Origin of the sequence: Microbacterium sp. nov. GSS16 (genome assembly GCF_028198145.1) — a bacterium.
In the GTDB taxonomy this organism is placed as follows: Bacteria; Actinomycetota; Actinomycetes; order Actinomycetales; family Microbacteriaceae; genus Microbacterium.
In genome coordinates this window covers 2,549,385-2,566,679 of the sequence record NZ_CP116338.1, presented here as the reverse complement: position 1 = coordinate 2,566,679, position 17,295 = coordinate 2,549,385, and the positions used below count along the sequence as shown (strand labels likewise).

The 17,295-nt window shown below is 69.3% G+C and carries 16 protein-coding genes; 13 read left to right on the top strand and 3 right to left on the bottom strand.

The window, feature by feature from the left end; translation table 11 throughout:
• Positions 1-27: 27 nt before the first annotated feature.
• Complete coding sequence (gene rbfA, locus PGB26_RS12250) at positions 28-456, top strand: 30S ribosome-binding factor RbfA (RefSeq protein ID WP_271637904.1); 429 nt, start codon at positions 28-30, stop codon at positions 454-456.
• Positions 457-468: 12 nt separating this feature from the next.
• On the opposite strand, the gene PGB26_RS12245 is transcribed toward rbfA, so the two are convergent.
• Complete coding sequence (locus PGB26_RS12245; RefSeq protein WP_271637903.1) at positions 469-1,371, bottom strand: A/G-specific adenine glycosylase; 903 nt, start codon at positions 1,369-1,371, stop codon at positions 469-471.
• Positions 1,372-1,444: 73 nt separating this feature from the next.
• Here PGB26_RS12245 and truB point away from each other — a divergent pair, with 73 nt between their 5' ends.
• The 7 genes from truB to PGB26_RS12210 all read left to right on the top strand — a co-directional run bounded on the left by truB (position 1,445) and on the right by PGB26_RS12210 (position 8,396).
• Positions 1,445-2,338 carry a tRNA pseudouridine(55) synthase TruB gene (truB, locus tag PGB26_RS12240; RefSeq protein ID WP_271637902.1) on the top strand — a complete coding sequence of 298 codons (894 nt, stop codon included), beginning with the start codon at positions 1,445-1,447 and terminating at the stop codon, positions 2,336-2,338.
• Positions 2,335-2,703 (top strand): hypothetical protein, encoded by a 369-nt coding sequence (locus PGB26_RS12235; protein ID WP_271637901.1) that lies wholly within the window; start codon positions 2,335-2,337, stop codon positions 2,701-2,703. The genes truB and PGB26_RS12235 overlap by 4 nt, the downstream gene beginning before the upstream one ends.
• Before the next feature lie 44 nt (positions 2,704-2,747).
• Entirely contained in the window at positions 2,748-3,167 is a 420-nt protein-coding gene (locus tag PGB26_RS12230) for a hypothetical protein (protein ID WP_442922985.1), read from the top strand.
• Positions 3,164-4,114: a bifunctional riboflavin kinase/FAD synthetase gene (locus PGB26_RS12225; RefSeq protein WP_271637900.1), complete on the top strand. Its 951-nt coding sequence runs from the start codon at positions 3,164-3,166 to the stop codon at positions 4,112-4,114. Before PGB26_RS12230 ends, PGB26_RS12225 begins: the two co-directional genes overlap by 4 nt.
• A 65-nt stretch (positions 4,115-4,179) precedes the next feature.
• A complete protein-coding gene (locus PGB26_RS12220; protein WP_271637899.1) occupies positions 4,180-4,812 on the top strand; it encodes a hypothetical protein in 633 nt (210 codons plus the stop codon).
• Between the two features lie 167 nt (positions 4,813-4,979).
• Positions 4,980-7,145: a DEAD/DEAH box helicase gene (locus PGB26_RS12215; protein WP_271637898.1), complete on the top strand. Its 2,166-nt coding sequence runs from the start codon at positions 4,980-4,982 to the stop codon at positions 7,143-7,145.
• 222 nt (positions 7,146-7,367) lie between these two features.
• A complete protein-coding gene (locus tag PGB26_RS12210; protein ID WP_071642302.1) occupies positions 7,368-8,396 on the top strand; it encodes an ATP-dependent 6-phosphofructokinase in 1,029 nt (342 codons plus the stop codon).
• Between the two features lie 58 nt (positions 8,397-8,454).
• Here PGB26_RS12210 and PGB26_RS12205 read toward each other — a convergent pair whose 3' ends face one another.
• Complete coding sequence (locus PGB26_RS12205) at positions 8,455-10,575, bottom strand: S9 family peptidase (protein ID WP_271637897.1); 2,121 nt, start codon at positions 10,573-10,575, stop codon at positions 8,455-8,457.
• A gap of 151 nt (positions 10,576-10,726) precedes the next feature.
• Between PGB26_RS12205 and PGB26_RS12200 the strand changes: the two genes are divergently transcribed.
• The 4 genes from PGB26_RS12200 to PGB26_RS12185 all read left to right on the top strand — a co-directional run bounded on the left by PGB26_RS12200 (position 10,727) and on the right by PGB26_RS12185 (position 14,997).
• Positions 10,727-12,202, top strand: coding sequence for an inorganic phosphate transporter (locus PGB26_RS12200; RefSeq protein ID WP_271637896.1), 1,476 nt, complete (start codon positions 10,727-10,729; stop codon positions 12,200-12,202).
• Positions 12,199-12,528 carry a peptidase gene (locus PGB26_RS12195; protein ID WP_271637895.1) on the top strand — a complete coding sequence of 110 codons (330 nt, stop codon included), beginning with the start codon at positions 12,199-12,201 and terminating at the stop codon, positions 12,526-12,528. Before PGB26_RS12200 ends, PGB26_RS12195 begins: the two co-directional genes overlap by 4 nt.
• A gap of 38 nt (positions 12,529-12,566) precedes the next feature.
• On the top strand, positions 12,567-13,475 hold the full coding sequence (locus PGB26_RS12190) for a phosphodiesterase (RefSeq protein ID WP_271637894.1): 909 nt from the start codon (positions 12,567-12,569) through the stop codon (positions 13,473-13,475).
• A gap of 61 nt (positions 13,476-13,536) precedes the next feature.
• The gene (locus PGB26_RS12185) at positions 13,537-14,997 is read left to right on the top strand and encodes an aspartate ammonia-lyase (RefSeq protein ID WP_271637893.1); all 1,461 of its coding nucleotides are present in this window, start codon (positions 13,537-13,539) and stop codon (positions 14,995-14,997) included.
• Positions 14,998-15,082: 85 nt separating this feature from the next.
• On the opposite strand, the gene PGB26_RS12180 is transcribed toward PGB26_RS12185, so the two are convergent.
• Positions 15,083-15,952 carry a fumarylacetoacetate hydrolase family protein gene (locus PGB26_RS12180; protein WP_271637892.1) on the bottom strand — a complete coding sequence of 290 codons (870 nt, stop codon included), beginning with the start codon at positions 15,950-15,952 and terminating at the stop codon, positions 15,083-15,085.
• Between the two features lie 59 nt (positions 15,953-16,011).
• Here PGB26_RS12180 and PGB26_RS12175 point away from each other — a divergent pair, with 59 nt between their 5' ends.
• Positions 16,012-17,214: a PrsW family intramembrane metalloprotease gene (locus PGB26_RS12175; RefSeq protein ID WP_271637891.1), complete on the top strand. Its 1,203-nt coding sequence runs from the start codon at positions 16,012-16,014 to the stop codon at positions 17,212-17,214.
• Positions 17,215-17,295 lie beyond the last annotated feature (81 nt).

Sequence of the window (17,295 nt, the reverse complement as noted above, 5' to 3'; positions counted from 1 at the left end):
CCCTCATTCGTCACCAAAGGAGTGAAAATGGCTGGAGAACGACAGGCACGTCTGGCGGACCGCATCCGCGTCATCCTCGCCGAGCGTCTCGAGAAGGGGCTGCGCGATCCGCGTCTCGGATTCGTGACCATCACGGAGGTGCGCGTCTCGGGCGACCTGCAGCACGCCTCGGTGTTCTACACCGTGCTCGGCACGGACGAGGAGCGCGTCGCCAGCGGCGCGGCGCTCACGTCGGCGACCGGACTGCTGCGCAAGGAGGTCGGTCGGCAGCTCAACGTGCGCCTCGTTCCCACGCTCGAGTTCATCCCGGATGCGCTGCCCGAGAGCGCTGGTCACATCGCCGACCTCCTTCGGGAGGCGCGCGAGCGCGACGCCGAGGTGGCGAGACTGGCGTCCTCCGCCACGCACGCAGGCGAAGCCGACCCGTATCGTCGCGACGAGGAGGACGAGGACTGACACCCGTGCTGTTCAGCGGGGCAGCAGCAGCGCTCCGCCGACTGCCTCGATGAGCCCGTCGGCGATGAGCGAGTCGATCGCGCGATCGCGCTGAGCAGCATCCGGCCAGTCGGCCGCGACCACGTCCGCCGCCAGCCGGTGCTCGGGTGCGAGACGCAGCGCTCGGAGCACCGCTCCGCGTGCCTGACGATCCGATCCCTCGAAGCGCGCCTGCCGGCGACGCGAATCACCGGTGTCGGGCCGGCCTGCGGCCAGCCACGCGCATCCGGATGCCAGAGGGCAGACGCCGCACTTCGGTGCGCGCGCCGTGCAGACCACCGCTCCCAGCTCCATCATGGCGGCGTTGAAGATCGCCGACTCGGCGACGTCATCTGGCAGCAGGTCGGCCATCCTGGCGAGATCCCGCTTCGCCGGCGGATCGGGCTGGGAGCGCCCGTCGACCGCCCTGGCGATCACGCGGCGCGTGTTCGTGTCGACGACCGGGTGCCGGTCGCCGTAATGGAAGACCGCCACGGCGCGCGCGGTGTACTCGCCGATGCCGGCCAGCGCGAGCAGCGCAGGTACGTCGCGCGGCACGGTGCCGTCGTGATTCTCGACGATCTCGGTCGCCGCCCTGTGCAGCCACAGCGCCCGCCGTGGATAGCCGAGGTTCGCCCACTGATGCACGACCTCGGCAGGCGAGGCGCTCGACATGGCGGCCGGAGTCGGCCAGCGGCGCAGCCACGCGTCGAGGTGCGGGATGACCCGGGTCACGGGCGTCTGCTGCAGCATGAACTCGCTCACCAGCGTGCCCCACGCGCCGTACTCCACGGCGAACTCGGCGCGCCGCCACGGCAGGTCGCGCGCGGTCGCGGCGTACCAGTCGAGCAGCGCTCCGCGCCACGCGTCGGCTGACTGCGAGCAGGACACGGGCATCCGACCAGCCTAAGCCGCCGGACTACCGGCTCGACGCGTCGGTGTGCCGATGTGCACGCTCTAGGCTTGAGGGATGGTCTCACCCGGCATCCTGCTCGTCGACAAGCCCGGCGGGCTGACCAGCCACGACGTCGTCGCCCGCACCCGGCGCGCTTTCGGCACCCGCAAGGTCGGACATGCCGGCACCCTCGACCCCATGGCCACCGGACTTCTGGTGATCGGCATCGAAGGGGCCACCCGGCTGCTCACGTACATCGTCGGCGCCGACAAGACCTACACCGCGACCATCCGGCTCGGCGCGCGCACCACGACGGACGACGCCGAGGGTGAGACGGTCGAGACCGCCGAGCGCGCTGATGTCGAAACCGTGACCGATGGCGGCATCGCGGCAGGCGTCGCCGCCCTCACCGGCGCGATCTCGCAGGTGCCGAGTTCGGTCTCGGCGATCAAGGTCGACGGACGACGCGCGTACGACCGCGTGCGAGCGGGCGAGCAGGTCGACCTCGCCGCACGGCAGGTCACCGTCTCGCGCTTCGAGATGCTCGACGTCCGTCGAGAGGACGGCGTCATCGACGTGGACGTCATCGTGGACTGCTCGTCGGGAACCTACATCCGCGCCCTGGCCCGGGATCTGGGGGCGGCGCTCGGCGTCGGCGGGCACCTCACCGCTCTGCGGCGCACCCGCGTGGGCGGCTTCGACGTGGCCGACGCCGTCGGAATCGACGGGCTCGCCGGTGCCGTGACCCTGAGCCCGGCCGCCGCAGCCGGGCGCACGATGCCGGTGCTGGCTGTGACCGGCGACGAGGCGAAGGATCTGCGCCACGGCAAGCGGCTCCACGGCCAGGCGGGGCGGCTGGCCGACTCGGAGGTCGCGGCGATCGACCCCGATGGGCAGCTCGTCGGCGTGGTCGAGGCCCGCGGAAAGGACATCAAGAGCGCCATGAACATGCCGGAGGTTCAGCCGTGATCCTGTGGTTCACCCTGACGCAGATCGTCGTCGCATCCGCTGCAGGGCTGTTCTGCCTCGTCGCCGGACTCGCCGGACGCCGACCGAGCGACTGGACGGTCGGCAGCCTGCTGCTGGTCGAGCTGCTGCTCATCGCCCAGGTGGTGATGGCGATCGTCGCGCCACTGGCCGGCAATCCTCCCACCGGGGATCTGCTCGAGTTCTGGGTCTACCTCGTCTCGGCCGTGCTGCTGCCCGTCGGCGGTGCGGCATGGGCGCTGATCGATCGAACCAGGTGGAGCACGGTCATCCTGGGTGTGATCGGCCTGTCGCTGGCGATCATGCTGTGGCGGATGAACGCGATCTGGACCATCCAGGTCGCGTGATGCCGTCGGCCCGTGTCGCCGACGCGCGTAAGATGGACGACGCAATGTCCCACACCGTTTCGCGCGCCCGGATGACGGGTATCGGCCGAGTCCTCGTCATCGTCTACGCCGTGATGGCTCTGGCGGCCACCGGTCGCAGCTTCGTCCAGGTGGTGCGCCGCTTCGATGAGGCGCCGCTCGCCTACAGCCTCTCGGCGCTGGCCGCCGCGGTGTACATCCTCGCGACGCTGGCGCTCGTGCTGGCGCACCGCCGTGGCTGGTACACCGTCGCCTGGATCGCGATCGTCTTCGAGCTGACCGGTGTGATCGTGGTCGGCGCCCTGAGCCTGCTTGCGCCGGCGCTGTTCGGCCACGACAGCGTCTGGTCGTACTTCGGGATGGGCTACATCTTCATTCCGCTCGTGCTGCCCGTGTTCGGGCTGTGGTGGCTGCGCACGCACCGGCCGCAGGGTGAGGCGGCATGATCGTCTTCCGCGATCCCGCTGACGTGCCGCCCGACTTCGGCCGCTCGGTCGTCGCCATCGGGAAGTTCGACGGCGTGCACGTGGGGCATCGAGCGGTGATCGAGCGGATGCGTGAGGATGCGCGCGCGATCGGGGCTCGCACCGTCGCCGTGACCTTCGACCGCAACCCGCTCGAGGTGCTTCGTCCAGAGCTGTGCCCGGAGAACGTCGTCGCGACCGACCGCAAGGTCGAGCTCCTCGGCGAGCTCGACCTGGACGCCACCCTGGTGCTCACTTTCGACCGCGCACTGGCGGCACTGGCCGCCGAGGACTTCGTCCGCGAGATCCTGGTCGACTCCCTGCACGCCGCGATGATCCTCGTCGGCAGGGACTTCCGCTTCGGTCGCGGCGGCGCGGGCGATCCCGCACTGCTGCAGAAGCTCGGCCCGCAGTACGGCTTCAGCGTCGACGTGATCGACGACGTCACCCCCGAGGGCGGCGGCCGCAGGGTGTCGTCGACCTGGGTGCGCGAGCTGCTCGCCGCCGGTGAGGTCGCCCAAGCGGCCACCGTGCTGGGGCGGCCGGTCACCGTCACCGGCGAGGTCGTGCACGGGCTCAAGCGCGGCCGGGAACTCGGATTCCCGACCGCCAACCTGTCTGAGATGATCGACGCCCTCGCGCCGGCCGACGGCGTGTACGCGGGATGGCTCGACGACCACGTCACGGGCATCCGGCATCCCGCGGCGATCTCGGTCGGAACCAACCCGACCTTCGACGACGTCGAGCGCCGCCAGGTCGAGGCGCATGTGCTGGATGAGACCGGACTCGATCTGTACGGGCATCGTGTGACGGTCGAGTTCACCGACCATCTGCGCGGCATGGTGGCGTTCGAGGGCATGGATGCGCTCATCGCGCAGATGGCGGACGACGTGTCGGTCGCGCGCGAGCGACTGCTCGGCCACCGCTGACCGGCCGTGCAAACGAGTTCATCGGCCCGCTCGGCGCTGCGACCGGGGGCGAGTAGCATCGGGGCATGTCCGCTCGTATGCGTCTCGCCATCGTCAGCGGCGCGATCATCGCCGTCTCGCTGACCGCCTGCACGCCCGGCACGCCGGACCCCACGGCGGGTGACACGTCGACAGCCAGCCCTGGCCCCGCGAGCACGGGCACGCCTTCAGCGGGTCCTTCGAGCACGGCGGCACCCGCCGACGACTCGATCGAGCTGCCCGCAGCATGCGAGGACGTCTTCAGCGCGTCGATGCGCGATCGCCTCACCGCGGCGCATCTGCCGGCGAACGACCCGACGCTGACCATGCCTTCGACCGACCTGCCGGTGGCGGTGCAGATGATCGAGAGTCTTCCGCACCTGCGCTGCACGTGGGGAGTGGCGTCGGAGGTCGGCATCGCGACGACGGTCGCACTCGTCGACGCAGAGCAGTCGGAGGTCCTGCGTGATGCGTACCGCGCCGCGGGATCGGACTGCCAGGTCGTCGACGGCGACCCGCAGCAGACGCGCTGCCTCGCCGAGGAGAAGTTCGAAGGCGAGATGCCCGGTGCGATCGGCGAGATCCACGTCTTCCGGGCCAACGCGTGGCTGTCGACGAAGTGGATCAACGCCGACATGGCAGGGTACGCCGACGACATGGTCGCACAGCTCTGGGGATGACCTCGGGCATGGCGTAGACTGTTGGCGAGGGTTCTGGCATCCGCGTTTCTGACCAGGTCCGCACCCGACCCTCGCACTCCGCATCCTCGCGGTCGCCTCATCGGAGCCGCTCACGGAGAGCAGCTTCCGGCCCCGCCGGATGACCGGTACTCACGCTCAGGAGGAGCATGCCGAGCACGGCGACCGCCGCCCCGCGGCGAAAGAAGACGTCCCGTCGAGACGAAGAGGCGCCGCTGATCCCGATCCTCGCGCGCAAGGTGCGCGAGATCGAGGCGAAGGCGCAGCGGGCCAAGCTGGGCCCGACCAACCGGGTGAAGTTCCAGGTGATCGCCTTTCTGGTGCGTGAGGAGCGCGCCAGGGTCAAGGCCGACGGCGAGCTGACGGACGCGGCCAGGGTCGAGCTGCTCAAGCGGCTCGACGGGGTCGCCACGATCCTCGCGAAGACGGCCGCCCGCGACACATCGCTGATCCAGCTGCTCGAGGCTGATCAGGCCACCTCGCCGGTCGCGAAGCGCATGCGTCGCGACTGGCTGCTCGAGTCGGGGGCCGAGCTCGCCCCCGAGGAGCTGGTGATCACCGACGTCGCCCCGATCGTGCAGACCCCCGTGGTTCCGGCCGCTCTCGCAGAGAAGCAGGTCACCCCGCCGTCGGTCGAGTCGCGTCTGCTGGCGTCGCCCTTCCTCCCGCCCGATCTGACCCCCCGCCCCGCCGCCGTGCCGCGCCGCCGGCTCGACGGATGGGAGCTGATGGGTCCGCTGTACAAGGCGTTCGAGTCGGGTGCCGGTGGGGGAGCGGCCACGATGGAGCTGCCCCCGACGCCCGAGTACGACCACATCTCGCCCAAGGGGCGCGAGGTCATGGTGCATCAGTCGCGCTTCGTCGAGGCGGTGCGCTCAGGTCATCGCAGCTTCCTGCTCGCCGATGAGCCGGGACTCGGCAAGACGGCGCAGTCGGTGCTCGCCGCCTCGGTCGCGAACGCGTACCCGCTGCTCGTCGTCGTTCCCAACGTCGTCAAGATGAACTGGGCGCGCGAGGTCGAGCGCTGGACGCCGCAGCGCCGGGCCGCCGTGATCCAGGGCGACGGGGCCGACATCGACGCCTTCGCCGACGTCTTCATCGTCAACTACGAGATCCTCGACAGGCACCTGTCGTGGCTCGGCTCCATCGGCCTGAAGGGCATGGTCGTCGACGAGGCGCACTTCATCAAGAACCTGTCGTCGCATCGCTCGCAGAACGTGCTGGCTCTCGCGAGTCGCATCCGTGACCGCGAGCGCAACCCGCTCATGCTCGCGCTGACGGGCACTCCGCTGATCAACGACGTCGAGGACTTCGACGCGATCTGGCGCTTCCTCGGCTGGACGAACGGCGAGAAGCCCGAGCGCGAGCTGATGGAGAAGCTGGATGCCACCGGACTGACCCCGGCGGACAAGTCCTTCTACGCCGAAGCGCGCGAGGCGGTCATCTCGATGGGCATCGTGCGGCGCAAGAAGAAGGACGTCGCAGCGGATCTGCCCGACAAGCTCATCGCCGACCTCCCCGTGCAGCTGGACGACGAGTTCGGCCGGGGCATCCGGGCGGCCGAGCGCGAGCTGGGCGAGCGGATGGCCGCGAAGTACCGTCGGATCGTCGAGGCGCGCACCGCCGCGCACGGGTCGTCTGCAGGCGGGTCCTCGAGCGTGTCGCAGAGCATCGACGACGACATCGTGCGCCTCGTCGCTCACAACGAGCTGGAGGAGTCGAAGGCCGCCGGAGCCGGCGGCGACAACGTCTTCACCATGGTGCGCAAGATCGGTCAGGCCAAGGCTCTGCTCGCCGCCGATTACGCGGCACAGCTGCAGCGCTCGGTCGAGAAGGTCGTGTTCTTCGCCAAGCACGTCGACGTGATGGATCAGGCCGAGGCGCACTTCGCCGCCGCCGGGATCAAGTCGGTGTCGATCCGAGGCGACCAGACGACCCCCGCGCGCCAGCAGGCGATCGACGCGTTCAACACAGACCCTGAGGTGGGCGTGGCGGTCTGCTCGCTCACGGCGGCCGGCGTCGGCGTCAACCTGCAGGTGGCCTCGAACGTCGTGCTCGCAGAGCTGAGCTGGACGGCGGCGGAGCAGACTCAGGCGATCGACCGCGTGCACCGCATCGGTCAGGACGAGCCGGTGACCGCGTGGCGCATCATCGCCGCGCACACCCTCGACACGAAGATCGCCGAGCTGATCGACCAGAAGCAGGGGCTCGCCGCCCGCGCGCTCGACGGCGAGGCTGTCGCCGAGGAGCCGGGCGAGTCGGTGCAGATGGCTGCGCTGATGCATCTGCTGCGGGAGGCTCTCGGCGCGGAATGACCCGGGGAGCGACTACGGGCGTTAAGAACACAGGTTCTTGGCGCCCGTTCGCGTCTGTTCAGGGCGATATCGTCCAAGAACCGCACATTGCGGCGACGCTCGCGGCAAGATCCTCCGTTTTCGGCGACTCCGAATGGCGTTTCGAGACCGAGGAGCGCTAGGGTCGACAGCAGGCAGCGTCGCCTCTTCTATCCTTTCCACCCGAAGCACGAAGGCAGCAGCATGAAGATCGGCATCCTGACCAGCGGCGGCGACTGTCCCGGCCTCAACGCGGTCATCCGCGGCATCGTGCTCAAGGGCACCACCACCTACGACCTCGAGTTCGTCGGCATCCGCGACGGCTGGAGGGGCGTCGTCGACGGCGACTTCTTCCCGCTCACCCGCCACGAGGTGAAGGGGCTGTCGAAGGTCGGCGGCACGATCCTGGGCACGAGCCGCACCAACCCGTACGAGGGCACGCGCGGGGGAGCCGAGAACATCGCCAAGACGCTGTACGGTCACCGGATCGACGGGATCGTGGCGATCGGCGGCGAGGGCACCCTCGCGGCCGCGGATCGCCTGGCCAAGGACGGCATCAACGTGCTCGGCGTGCCCAAGACGATCGACAACGATCTGCGCGCGACCGACTACTCGTTCGGCTTCGACACCGCGGTGAACATCGCCACCGACGCGATGGACCGGCTGCGCACGACCGGCGACTCCCACCAGCGCTGCATGGTCGCCGAGGTCATGGGCCGGCACGTGGGCTGGATCGCGCTGCACGCCGGCATGGCCGCCGGGGCGCACGTCATCTGCATCCCTGAAGTGCCCATGTCGATGGACGAGATCTGCTCGCTGGTCAGCAGCGCCGCGGCTCGCGGCCGCGCACCCCTCGTCGTCGTCTCGGAGGGCTTCACCCTCAAGGGCATGGACGAGGCGTACAGCGACAAGGGACTCGACGCGTTCAACCGGCCGCGTCTGGGCGGCATCAGCGAGATCCTCGCTCCCGAGATCGAGCGGATCACCGGCATCGAGACGCGCTCGACCGTGCTGGGTCACATCCAGCGCGGCGGATCCCCTTCGGGATTCGACCGGGTTCTGGCGACCAGACTCGGGCTGCACGCGGCGGACGCCCTCGTCGACGGCGCGTGGGGCCAGATGGTCGCGATGCGCGGCACCGACATCGTACGGGTGCCCTTCGCCGAGGCACTGGGCGAGCTGAACACCGTGCCTCGCAGCCGGTACGACGAAGCAGCCGCGCTGTTCGGCTGAGCGCCCCGGTCGGAGCTCATCGACCGGGGCGGATGCCGGACGCCGTGCGCCCGGGCCGTCAGTCGGTCAGGTCCAGCACGTCCAGGATCCACGCGAGCTCGAACGCGCGCTCGCGCCAGGAGTTGTAGCGTCCGCTGACGCCGCCGTGCCCGGCCGACATCTCGCACTTCATCATCACGTCCTGTGCGCCGGCGTACCGCAGAGCCGCGACCCACTTCGCCGGCTCGACGTACAGCACGCGGGTGTCGTTGAGCGATGTCATCGCCAGGATCCGTGGATAGTGCACACCCTCGCGGATGTTCTCGTACGGCGTGTAGGACTTCATGTACGCGTAGACCTCGGGGTCGTGCAGCGGGTCTCCCCACTCGTCCCACTCGACCACGGTGAGGGGCAGCGAGGGATCGAGGATCGAGGTCAGCGCGTCGACGAAGGGCACGCCGGCCAGAATGCCGGCGAACAGCTCGGGGGCGAGGTTGGCCACGGCGCCCATCAGCAGGCCGCCCGCGCTGCCGCCCTCGGCGACGAGCTGTTCGGGCACCGTGACTCCGGTGCTGATCAGGTGCTGTGCGCACGCGACGAAGTCGGTGAAGGTGTTGCGCTTGTGCAGCTCCTTGCCCTCTTCGTACCAGTGCCGGCCCATCTCGCCGCCACCGCGCACGTGGGCGACCGCGAAGATCACGCCGCGATCGAGCATCGACAGGCGCATGGTGGAGAACGCGGGATCGATCGAGTGCTCGTACGATCCGTAGCCGTACAGATGCACAGCGCGCGGTTCGACGCCGGGATCGCCGAAAGAGCGCTTCCACACGAGCGAGACCGGCACCTGGGCGCCGTCGTCGGCCGTCGCCCACACTCGCTGCTGCCCGTAATCGGCCGGGTCGTATCCGCCGAGGACCGCCATCTGCTTGCGCAGGTGCTTCTCGCCGGTCGCGACGTCGAGATCGAGCACCTGCGACGGCGTGACGAACGAGGTGTACGCCATCCGCAGGAACGGCGAGTGCCACTCGGCGTTCCCGCTGAAGTAGGCGTCGAACAGCGGCTCGTCGAAATCGACGTCGTCGAGCGCCCCCGTCGCGAGATCCATGATCGCCGAGCGCACGAGCCCCTCGCTGCGGTACTCGACGGTCGCGAAGTCGCGGAAGCAGTCGACATCGATGATCCGCCGACCTGCGTGGTGCGCGATCAGCACCTGCCGTGCGCCCGCGGGGTCGGATGCCGCCACCGAGACCAGCTCGAAGTCGAGGGCGTCGTCGTTGTGCAGGATCAGCAGGCGATCCTCGCCGTCGACCACGGCGTGATCCACGGAGTACTCCACGCCGTCACGCCGCGGCCATACCACCTGCGTTTCGACGGTCAGCGGATCGGCGGCCAGCTCGGCGAGGTCGATGAGCAGCTCCTCGCTGGTGATCTTCGATCCCAGCCCGATCACGAGGTATCTGCGGCTGCGGGTGATGCCCGCGCCCATCCAGAAGCGCTCGTCCGGCTCGTGGAACAGCTTGACGTCCTCGCCGACGGGGGTTCCGACACGGTGCAGCCACAGGGTGTCGGGTCGCCAGGCCTCATCGCGCGTGGTGTACAGGATCGCCGTGCCGTCCGGCGTGAAGAACGCCTGGCCGGTGTTCGGGATCACGTCGGCGAGCTTGTCTCCGGATGCCAGATCGCGCACATGCACGGTGTACAGCTCCGAGCCCTCGACATCCACAGACCACAGCAGTCGAGTGCCGTCATCCGACACATCGAAGGCGCCGAGCGAGAAGAACTCGTGTCCCTCGGCCTCGACGTTGCCGTCGAGCAGCACCTCCTCGCCCGGGACCGGCACGCCCGGCTCGAGCACGGGGGGCGTCCAGTCGTCGCCGTGGGCGGCGGTGCGGCAGTGGATGCCGTACTGGGCGCCTTCCTGGGTGCGGCTGTAGAACCACCAGTCGCCCCGCCGCGTGGGAACGGACAGGTCGGTCTCCTGCACGCGCGAGCGGACCTCCTCGAACAGGGTCTCGCGCAGCGCGGCGAGATGCGCGGTTCGCGCTTCGGTGTAGGCGTTCTCCGCCTCCAGGTGCGCGATGACCTCGGGATCGTCCTTGGCCCGGAGCCACTCGTATGCGTCGGCGAACTCGTCGCCGTGGTGGGAGCGCTTGGTGATGCGGCGGGCCGCCGCGGGCGGCTGGATGCGGGAATCGGTCACCCTGCCACGCTACCCGGCGAGTTGACCGCGACCGGGCAGGATGGGAGGATTCATCAGGGTCATCTAACGGATGGCAAACCCACGGTGAACTCTTCGTTCGTCACAAGCCGATCTCTCGGCCCCTCCCTGGCAGTCCCAACGAAAGAGACCGGTGGAAACCGCAGCCCTCATCGTCGTGCTGGTCATCGCGCTGGCGCTCTTCTTCGACTTCACCAACGGATTCCACGACACCGCCAATGCGATGGCGACCCCCATCGCCACCGGCGCACTGAAGCCGAAGACGGCAGTGCTGCTCGCCGCGGTGCTGAACCTGGTCGGCGCGTTCCTGTCGACCGAGGTCGCCAAGACCGTCTCGGGCGGGATCATCAGAGAAGACGCGATCAGCGAGATGGGCGCGCAGATCTTCCTGCCGCTCATCTTCGCCGGACTCATCGGCGCCATCACCTGGAACATGCTCACGTGGCTGCTCGGTCTGCCCTCGAGCTCTTCGCACGCGCTGTTCGGCGGCCTCATCGGCGCCACCCTGGTGGGCGTCGGCGCCACGGGAATCGACTTCGGCATGGTGCTGTCGAAGATCATCCTCCCCGCCGTGATCGCACCGCTCACCGCCGGCATCATCGCATTCATCGCGACGAAGATCGCCTACGGCGTCACGCGTCGGTACGACGGCAAGCCCGACGGTCGCTCGGGCTTCCGCTGGGGTCAGATCTTCACCTCTTCCCTGGTGGCGCTGTCGCACGGCACCAACGACGCGCAGAAGACCATGGGCGTCATCACTCTGGCGCTGATCACGATCGGCTGGCAGACGGGCGATCCCGGCAGCGACGACTACCACAACCCCGAGTTCTGGGTCATCGTGGCCTGCGCATTCACGATCGCCCTCGGCACGTACCTCGGCGGGTGGCGGATCATCCGCACCCTCGGCAAGGGTCTCACCGAGGTCAAGCCCGCACAGGGCTTCGCCGCCGAGAGCTCCACCGCCGCGACGATCCTCGCCTCCAGCGCCCTGGGGTTCGCGCTCTCGACGACGCAGGTCGCCTCGGGCTCGGTCATCGGCTCCGGCCTCGGTCGACGCGGCGCCTCGGTGCGCTGGGCCACCGCCGGCCGCATCGCGATCGGCTGGCTGCTCACCCTTCCCGCGGCGGGCGGCGTCGGCGCCCTCGCCGCACTCCTGGTCATCTGGTTCGGCAACTGGGGTGTCGCGATCGACGCGGTGCTGGCGCTTGTGATCATCGTGGGCCTGTTCCTGTACTCGCGCCGCAACGCTGTGACGTCCGCGAACGCGATGAGCGACGTGGCCGAGTCCGGCCTCGCCGTCGACCAGCCCGATGTGCCGGCCCCCACCCGTCGCGCCAGCCGGATGGAGCTCGTGCGCGCGCTCGAGCGCGCCGAGCGGAAGGCGGACGAGGCCGAGCGCGCGGCACGCCGGGCGAAGAAGCTGAAGAAGGCGGGCGCATCGCCCGCCGAGATCAAGGCGGCCAAGCGCGCTGCCGAGAAGGCGGCGCACAAGTTCGCCGCCGCAGAGAAGGCCGCTCAGGAGTGGGAGAGCGCCATCGCCAACCGCAAGGCCCGGGCCAAGCTCGCCGAGTGGGACATCGCCGTGGACGAGCAGGAGGACGCACGATGAGCATCGACTGGGGCGCCTTCGTCAACGTCTTCCTCGCCGCGCTGCTCGGGGCCGGCACCATCGTGCTGTTCTATGCGCTGGGTCTGCGGATGCTCGTCCGTGCCGGACGGGTTCCGGTGGTGACGCCGGCGGAGTTCACGGATGCCATCACCGTGCTCTCCGAGAAGGAGATCAGACGCGCGGCGAAGCAGGCGGCCAAGGCGGCGCGCAAGAGCCCGTTGAGCGAGGGGCAGAAGACCCTGGCCTTCGTGGCCGCGATCGGCTGCTTCATCCTGTGCGGCGCGGCGGTGCTCGGCGGCATCCTTCTCATCGTCGTCGGCCACTGACGGGGATCCGCGGGCGAGGGTGGTCCTAGGCTGAGGGCATGTCAGGCCTTTTCGTGTTCGGCCGCCACGCGCCGGCGTCCCACGTCATCGTGCACATCAGCGATCCGCACCTGCTCGCGGGCGGTGCTCGTCTGGGCGGTCGGTTCGACGTCGAGGAGAGCCTCGGCCGCACGCTCGACGCGATCCGAGCCACCGGCAGCGATCCGACGGCGATCGTCGTCACCGGGGATCTCGCCGACCTGGGGGAGCCCGACGCGTACCGCCGCCTCCGAGCCGCGATGGAGCCGCTCGCGGCCGATCTCGGCTGCCCGATCGTCTGGGTCGCGGGCAACCACGACGAACGGCCTGCGCTGCGGCAGCACCTGCTCGATCTCGAGCCGACCGAGCAGCCGGTCACCGGGGTGTGGAATCTCGACGGGCTGCGACTGGTCGCTCTGGACACCAGCGTTCCGGGCTGGCACCACGGCGACCTCGGGGCCGATCAGCTCGAGTGGCTTCGCGACGTGCTGCGAGAGCCGGCACCGCACGGCACGATCCTGGCGATGCACCATCCGCCGCTGCCCAGCCACATCCCGCTGTTCGACATTCTCGAGCTGCGCCATCAGGACGAGCTCGCCGACGTGCTGCGCGACACCGACGTGCGTGCCATCCTGGCCGGCCACCTGCACTACTCCTCGCACGGACTGTTCGCCGGCATCCCCGTCAGCGTCGCCTCCGCGACTTGCTACACCATGAACGTCGCGCGGCCGGCGGTCGAGGTCAACGGCATGGATGCCGCTCAGTCGTTCCAGCTCGCGCACGTCCACCCCGACACGATCACCCACACGGTGGTGCCGGTGATCGCAGCGCCGACCGGCGACCACTTCACGCGCGAGTGGGCGCAGCGCATGGCGTCCCTGACACCGCAGCAGCGACTCGAGGAGTTCTCCCGCAAGCCCATGCGCTGAAGCGTCGTAGACTAGAGGAATCCCCCGAATCCCTGATCGCCACTACCCACAAGGATGTGACATGGCCGCGTCTGAGCCTGTTGTTACCCGCACAGAGACCGATTCGATCGGAAGCATCGAGATCCCGGGAGACGCCTATTACGGCGTGCACACGCTGCGAGCCGAGCAGAACTTCCCGATCACGAAGCGCCCCATCTCGGTGTACCCCGACCTGGTGCGCGGCCTTGCGATGGTCAAGCAGGCCAGCGCGCGCGCGAACAAGGAGATCGGGGTGCTCGACCCCGACAAGGCCGATCTGATCGACGCGGCCGCGCAGCGAGTCATCGACGGCGAGTTCCACGACCAGTTCATCGTCGGGGTCATCCAGGGCGGGGCCGGCACTTCGACAAACATGAACGCCAACGAGGTCATCACGAACATCGCGCTCGAGATGGCGGGTCGGGAGAAGGGCGACTACGCCTTCCTCTCGCCGATCGACCACACCAACCGCAGCCAGTCCACCAACGACGTCTATCCGACCGCGGTCAAGATCGGACTCTCGCTGAACCTCGTCTCGCTGCTCGACGAGCTCGACCTGCTGCGCAAGTCGTTCCTCGGCAAGGCGAACGAGTTCCACGACGTGCTCAAGGTCGGCCGCACCCAGCTGCAGGACGCCGTGCCGATGACCCTCGGGCAGGAGTTCCACGGTTTCGCGACGACCCTCGGGGAGGACCACAGCCGTCTCACCGAGAACGCCTCGCTGCTGACCGAGATCAACATGGGCGCCACCGCCATCGGCACCGGCATCACGACCCACCCCGACTACGCGCCCACGGTGCTCAAGCACCTGCGCGAGATCAGCGGACTCGACCTCAGCACGGCGACCGACCTCGTCGAGGCGACGAGCGACACCGGCGCCTTCATGTCGTTCTCGTCGTCGCTGAAGCGCAACGCGATCAAGCTCTCCAAGATCTGCAACGACCTGCGTCTGCTCTCGTCCGGCCCCCAGGCCGGCATCGGCGAGATCAACCTGCCGGCCATGCAGGCCGGCTCCAGCATCATGCCAGGCAAGGTCAACCCCGTCATCCCCGAGGCCGTCAACCAGGTCGCCTTCGCCGTCGCCGGCGCTGACGTCACGGTCACCATGGCGGTCGAGGGCGGTCAGCTGCAGCTCAACGCGTTCGAGCCGGTCATCGCGCACTCGATCTTCCAGTCGATCACCTGGATGCGTCAGGCGATGTGGACGCTGCGCGTGAACTGCGTGGACGGCATCACGGCGAACCGCGAGCGCCTCGGCGCGATGGTGGGCGCGTCGGTCGGCGTCGTCACCGCGCTCACCCCCTTCATCGGCTACGCGGCATCCGCGGCGCTGGCCAAGACCGCGCTGCTCACCAACCGCAACGTCGCCGACCTGGTGGTCGAGGCCGGCCTCATGTCGCGCGACGAGGTCATGAAGCAGATCTCGCCGGCCCGCCTGTCGGGACTGGAGACCGTGACCGCCGCGATCCCCGTGATCGCCGCGGAAGACCTCCCGCAGGCGTAGGCAGGGAGATGCGAAGAGGCGGATGCCGTACGGCATCCGCCTTCTCGGCGTCAGAGCGGGGATTCGGCGTCAGAGCGGACTCGGATCAGCCGGACGTGCGGCAGTGCGTGGTGAGCTCGCCGATGCCGTCCACAGCCACCGTGACGATGGAGCCGTCGCGCAGGAAGATCTGCGGATCGCGCGAGTAGCCGGCGCCCCCGGGGCTGCCGGTGGAGATCAGGGTGCCGGGCTGCAGGGTCGCGGAGGACGACAGGTGCGCGATCAGCGTGGCGACGCTGCGCACCATCTGCCCCGTGCTGGCGTCCTGCACGGTCTGCCCGTCGACGACCGCCCAGATGTGCAGGTCCTGCGGGTCGGGGATCTCATCAGCCGTCACCACCACCGGGCCGGTCGGGGTGAAGCCGTCGAACGACTTGCAGCGCGACCACTGCGCCTCGGCGAACTGGATGTCGCGCGCGGTGATGTCGTTGACGACCGTGTATCCCCACACGGTGTCGAGCGCCTCGTCGGCGGTGACGTCCTTCGCGGGTCGGCCGACGATCACACCGAGCTCCGCCTCGTAATCGACCGATTCGCTCAGCGCGCGCGGCCACAAGGTGGTGCCGCCGTGGGCGGCGAGGGAGTTGGGCCACAGCGTGAAGACGGTGGGCGCGGTGTCGGTCTTGAGCCCCAGCTCACTGGAGTGGGCGGCGTAGTTCAGGCCCACGGCCAGGATGAGCGGGGGCGAGACGACGGCGGGGCCGAATCGCAGATCCGCCACCGGATGCCGCGGTGCGTCGCCCGCGCTGTATGCGGCGCGCAGCTGCTCGAGCAGCTCGTCGCCGCCCTCGATCAGCTGCTGCAGGGTCGACGGAGCGGGGGAGAGGAGGTCGCTGACGAGGGTGGCCTCCGTGCCGTCGATGACGGCGAGCTGCAGAGCCTCGGAATCGCGAGCGCTCAGATGGGCGAAACGCATGTCTCTACGCTACCCGCCGCCGTGCCGCCCGCGGCAGAGGCGGCCTCTAGGCTTTGCTCATGAGCTTTGGAGGACGGCCGTCGGCCGCGCAGCCCTCGGACCCGTTCCCGACCATGCTCGCCGGTCGCTCACCGCACGCCCCGCCTGCCCCGTCGGCGCCGGCGCCCGCTCCGGCGATGCCGGCGATTCCGATGCCGGCCCGACGGGGACGCAGCGCGTCGGTCTGGGTGTTCGGGGTGCTCGCTTTCGTGATGATCGCGCTGATCGCGTACTTCGCGCTGTTCCTCGGAGTCGGCGCGTCCGTCGTCGGACTCGTCCTCGCTCTCGTGCCGCTCGCGATCGTGCTCACCGGCGTGCGCATGATCGACCGGTGGGAGCCGGAGCCGAAGAGCCTCGTGATCTTCGCGCTCGCCTGGGGAGCGGTGGCCGCCGTGGGCATCACGCTGCTCGTCGACCTGGCGTTCGCGCTGGCTGTCGGTCAGCGCAACGAGTTCTTCGCCGCGGTCATCCAGGCGCCTGTGATCGAGGAGCTCGCCAAGGGAGCCGGTGTTCTGCTGGTTTTCGTGATCGGTCGACGGGCATTCGACGGCCCGGTCGACGGCGTGGTCTACGGCGCACTGGTGGGCGCGGGCTTCGCGTTCACCGAGAACATCCAGTACTTCGGCACCAGTCTCACCTCCGGCGGTGCCGGAGAGCTCACCGTCACGTTCATCCTGCGCGGACTCGTCTCGCCGTTCGCGCATGCGATGTTCACGGCCCTGACGGGATTCGCCATCGGGCTGGCCGCGCGTCGCGGTGCGAGCACGGCAGGCGCTGTCGGATCGGCCGCGACGGGACTGGTCGGCGCGATCGCACTGCACGCGTACTGGAACGGCTCGTCTCTGCTGGGCGACTTCATCGCGCTGTACATCACCACCCAGGTGCCGCTCTTCATCGCCTTCATCATCGCGATCCTGGCGCTGCGACGGGAGGAGGCGCGGCTGACGCGTCTGCGCCTCGGCGACTACGCCGCTGCGGGATGGTTCACTCCGCAGGAGGTCGAGATGCTGGCGACGCCGGCCGGCCGGCGCACCGGTCTGCAGTGGGCGGCCGGCCTGCGCGGCGACCGCCGAGACGTGATGAAAGCGTTCATCCGCGATGCCGCCGCTCTCGCCGCGGTACGCCAGCGGGCGATCACCGGACGCGACCCGCTCGCCTCAGCCGACGAGCACGCGCTGCTGATGCGCACCCGGGATGCCAGAGCCCGCCTGCTCGCGTACTGACGGCTCGGGCCGTAGCCCGGGGACAGACTCAGCGCCCGGTGCTGCGGCGATGCCTGCGAGTCTCCCGGGCGCTGAGTTGAT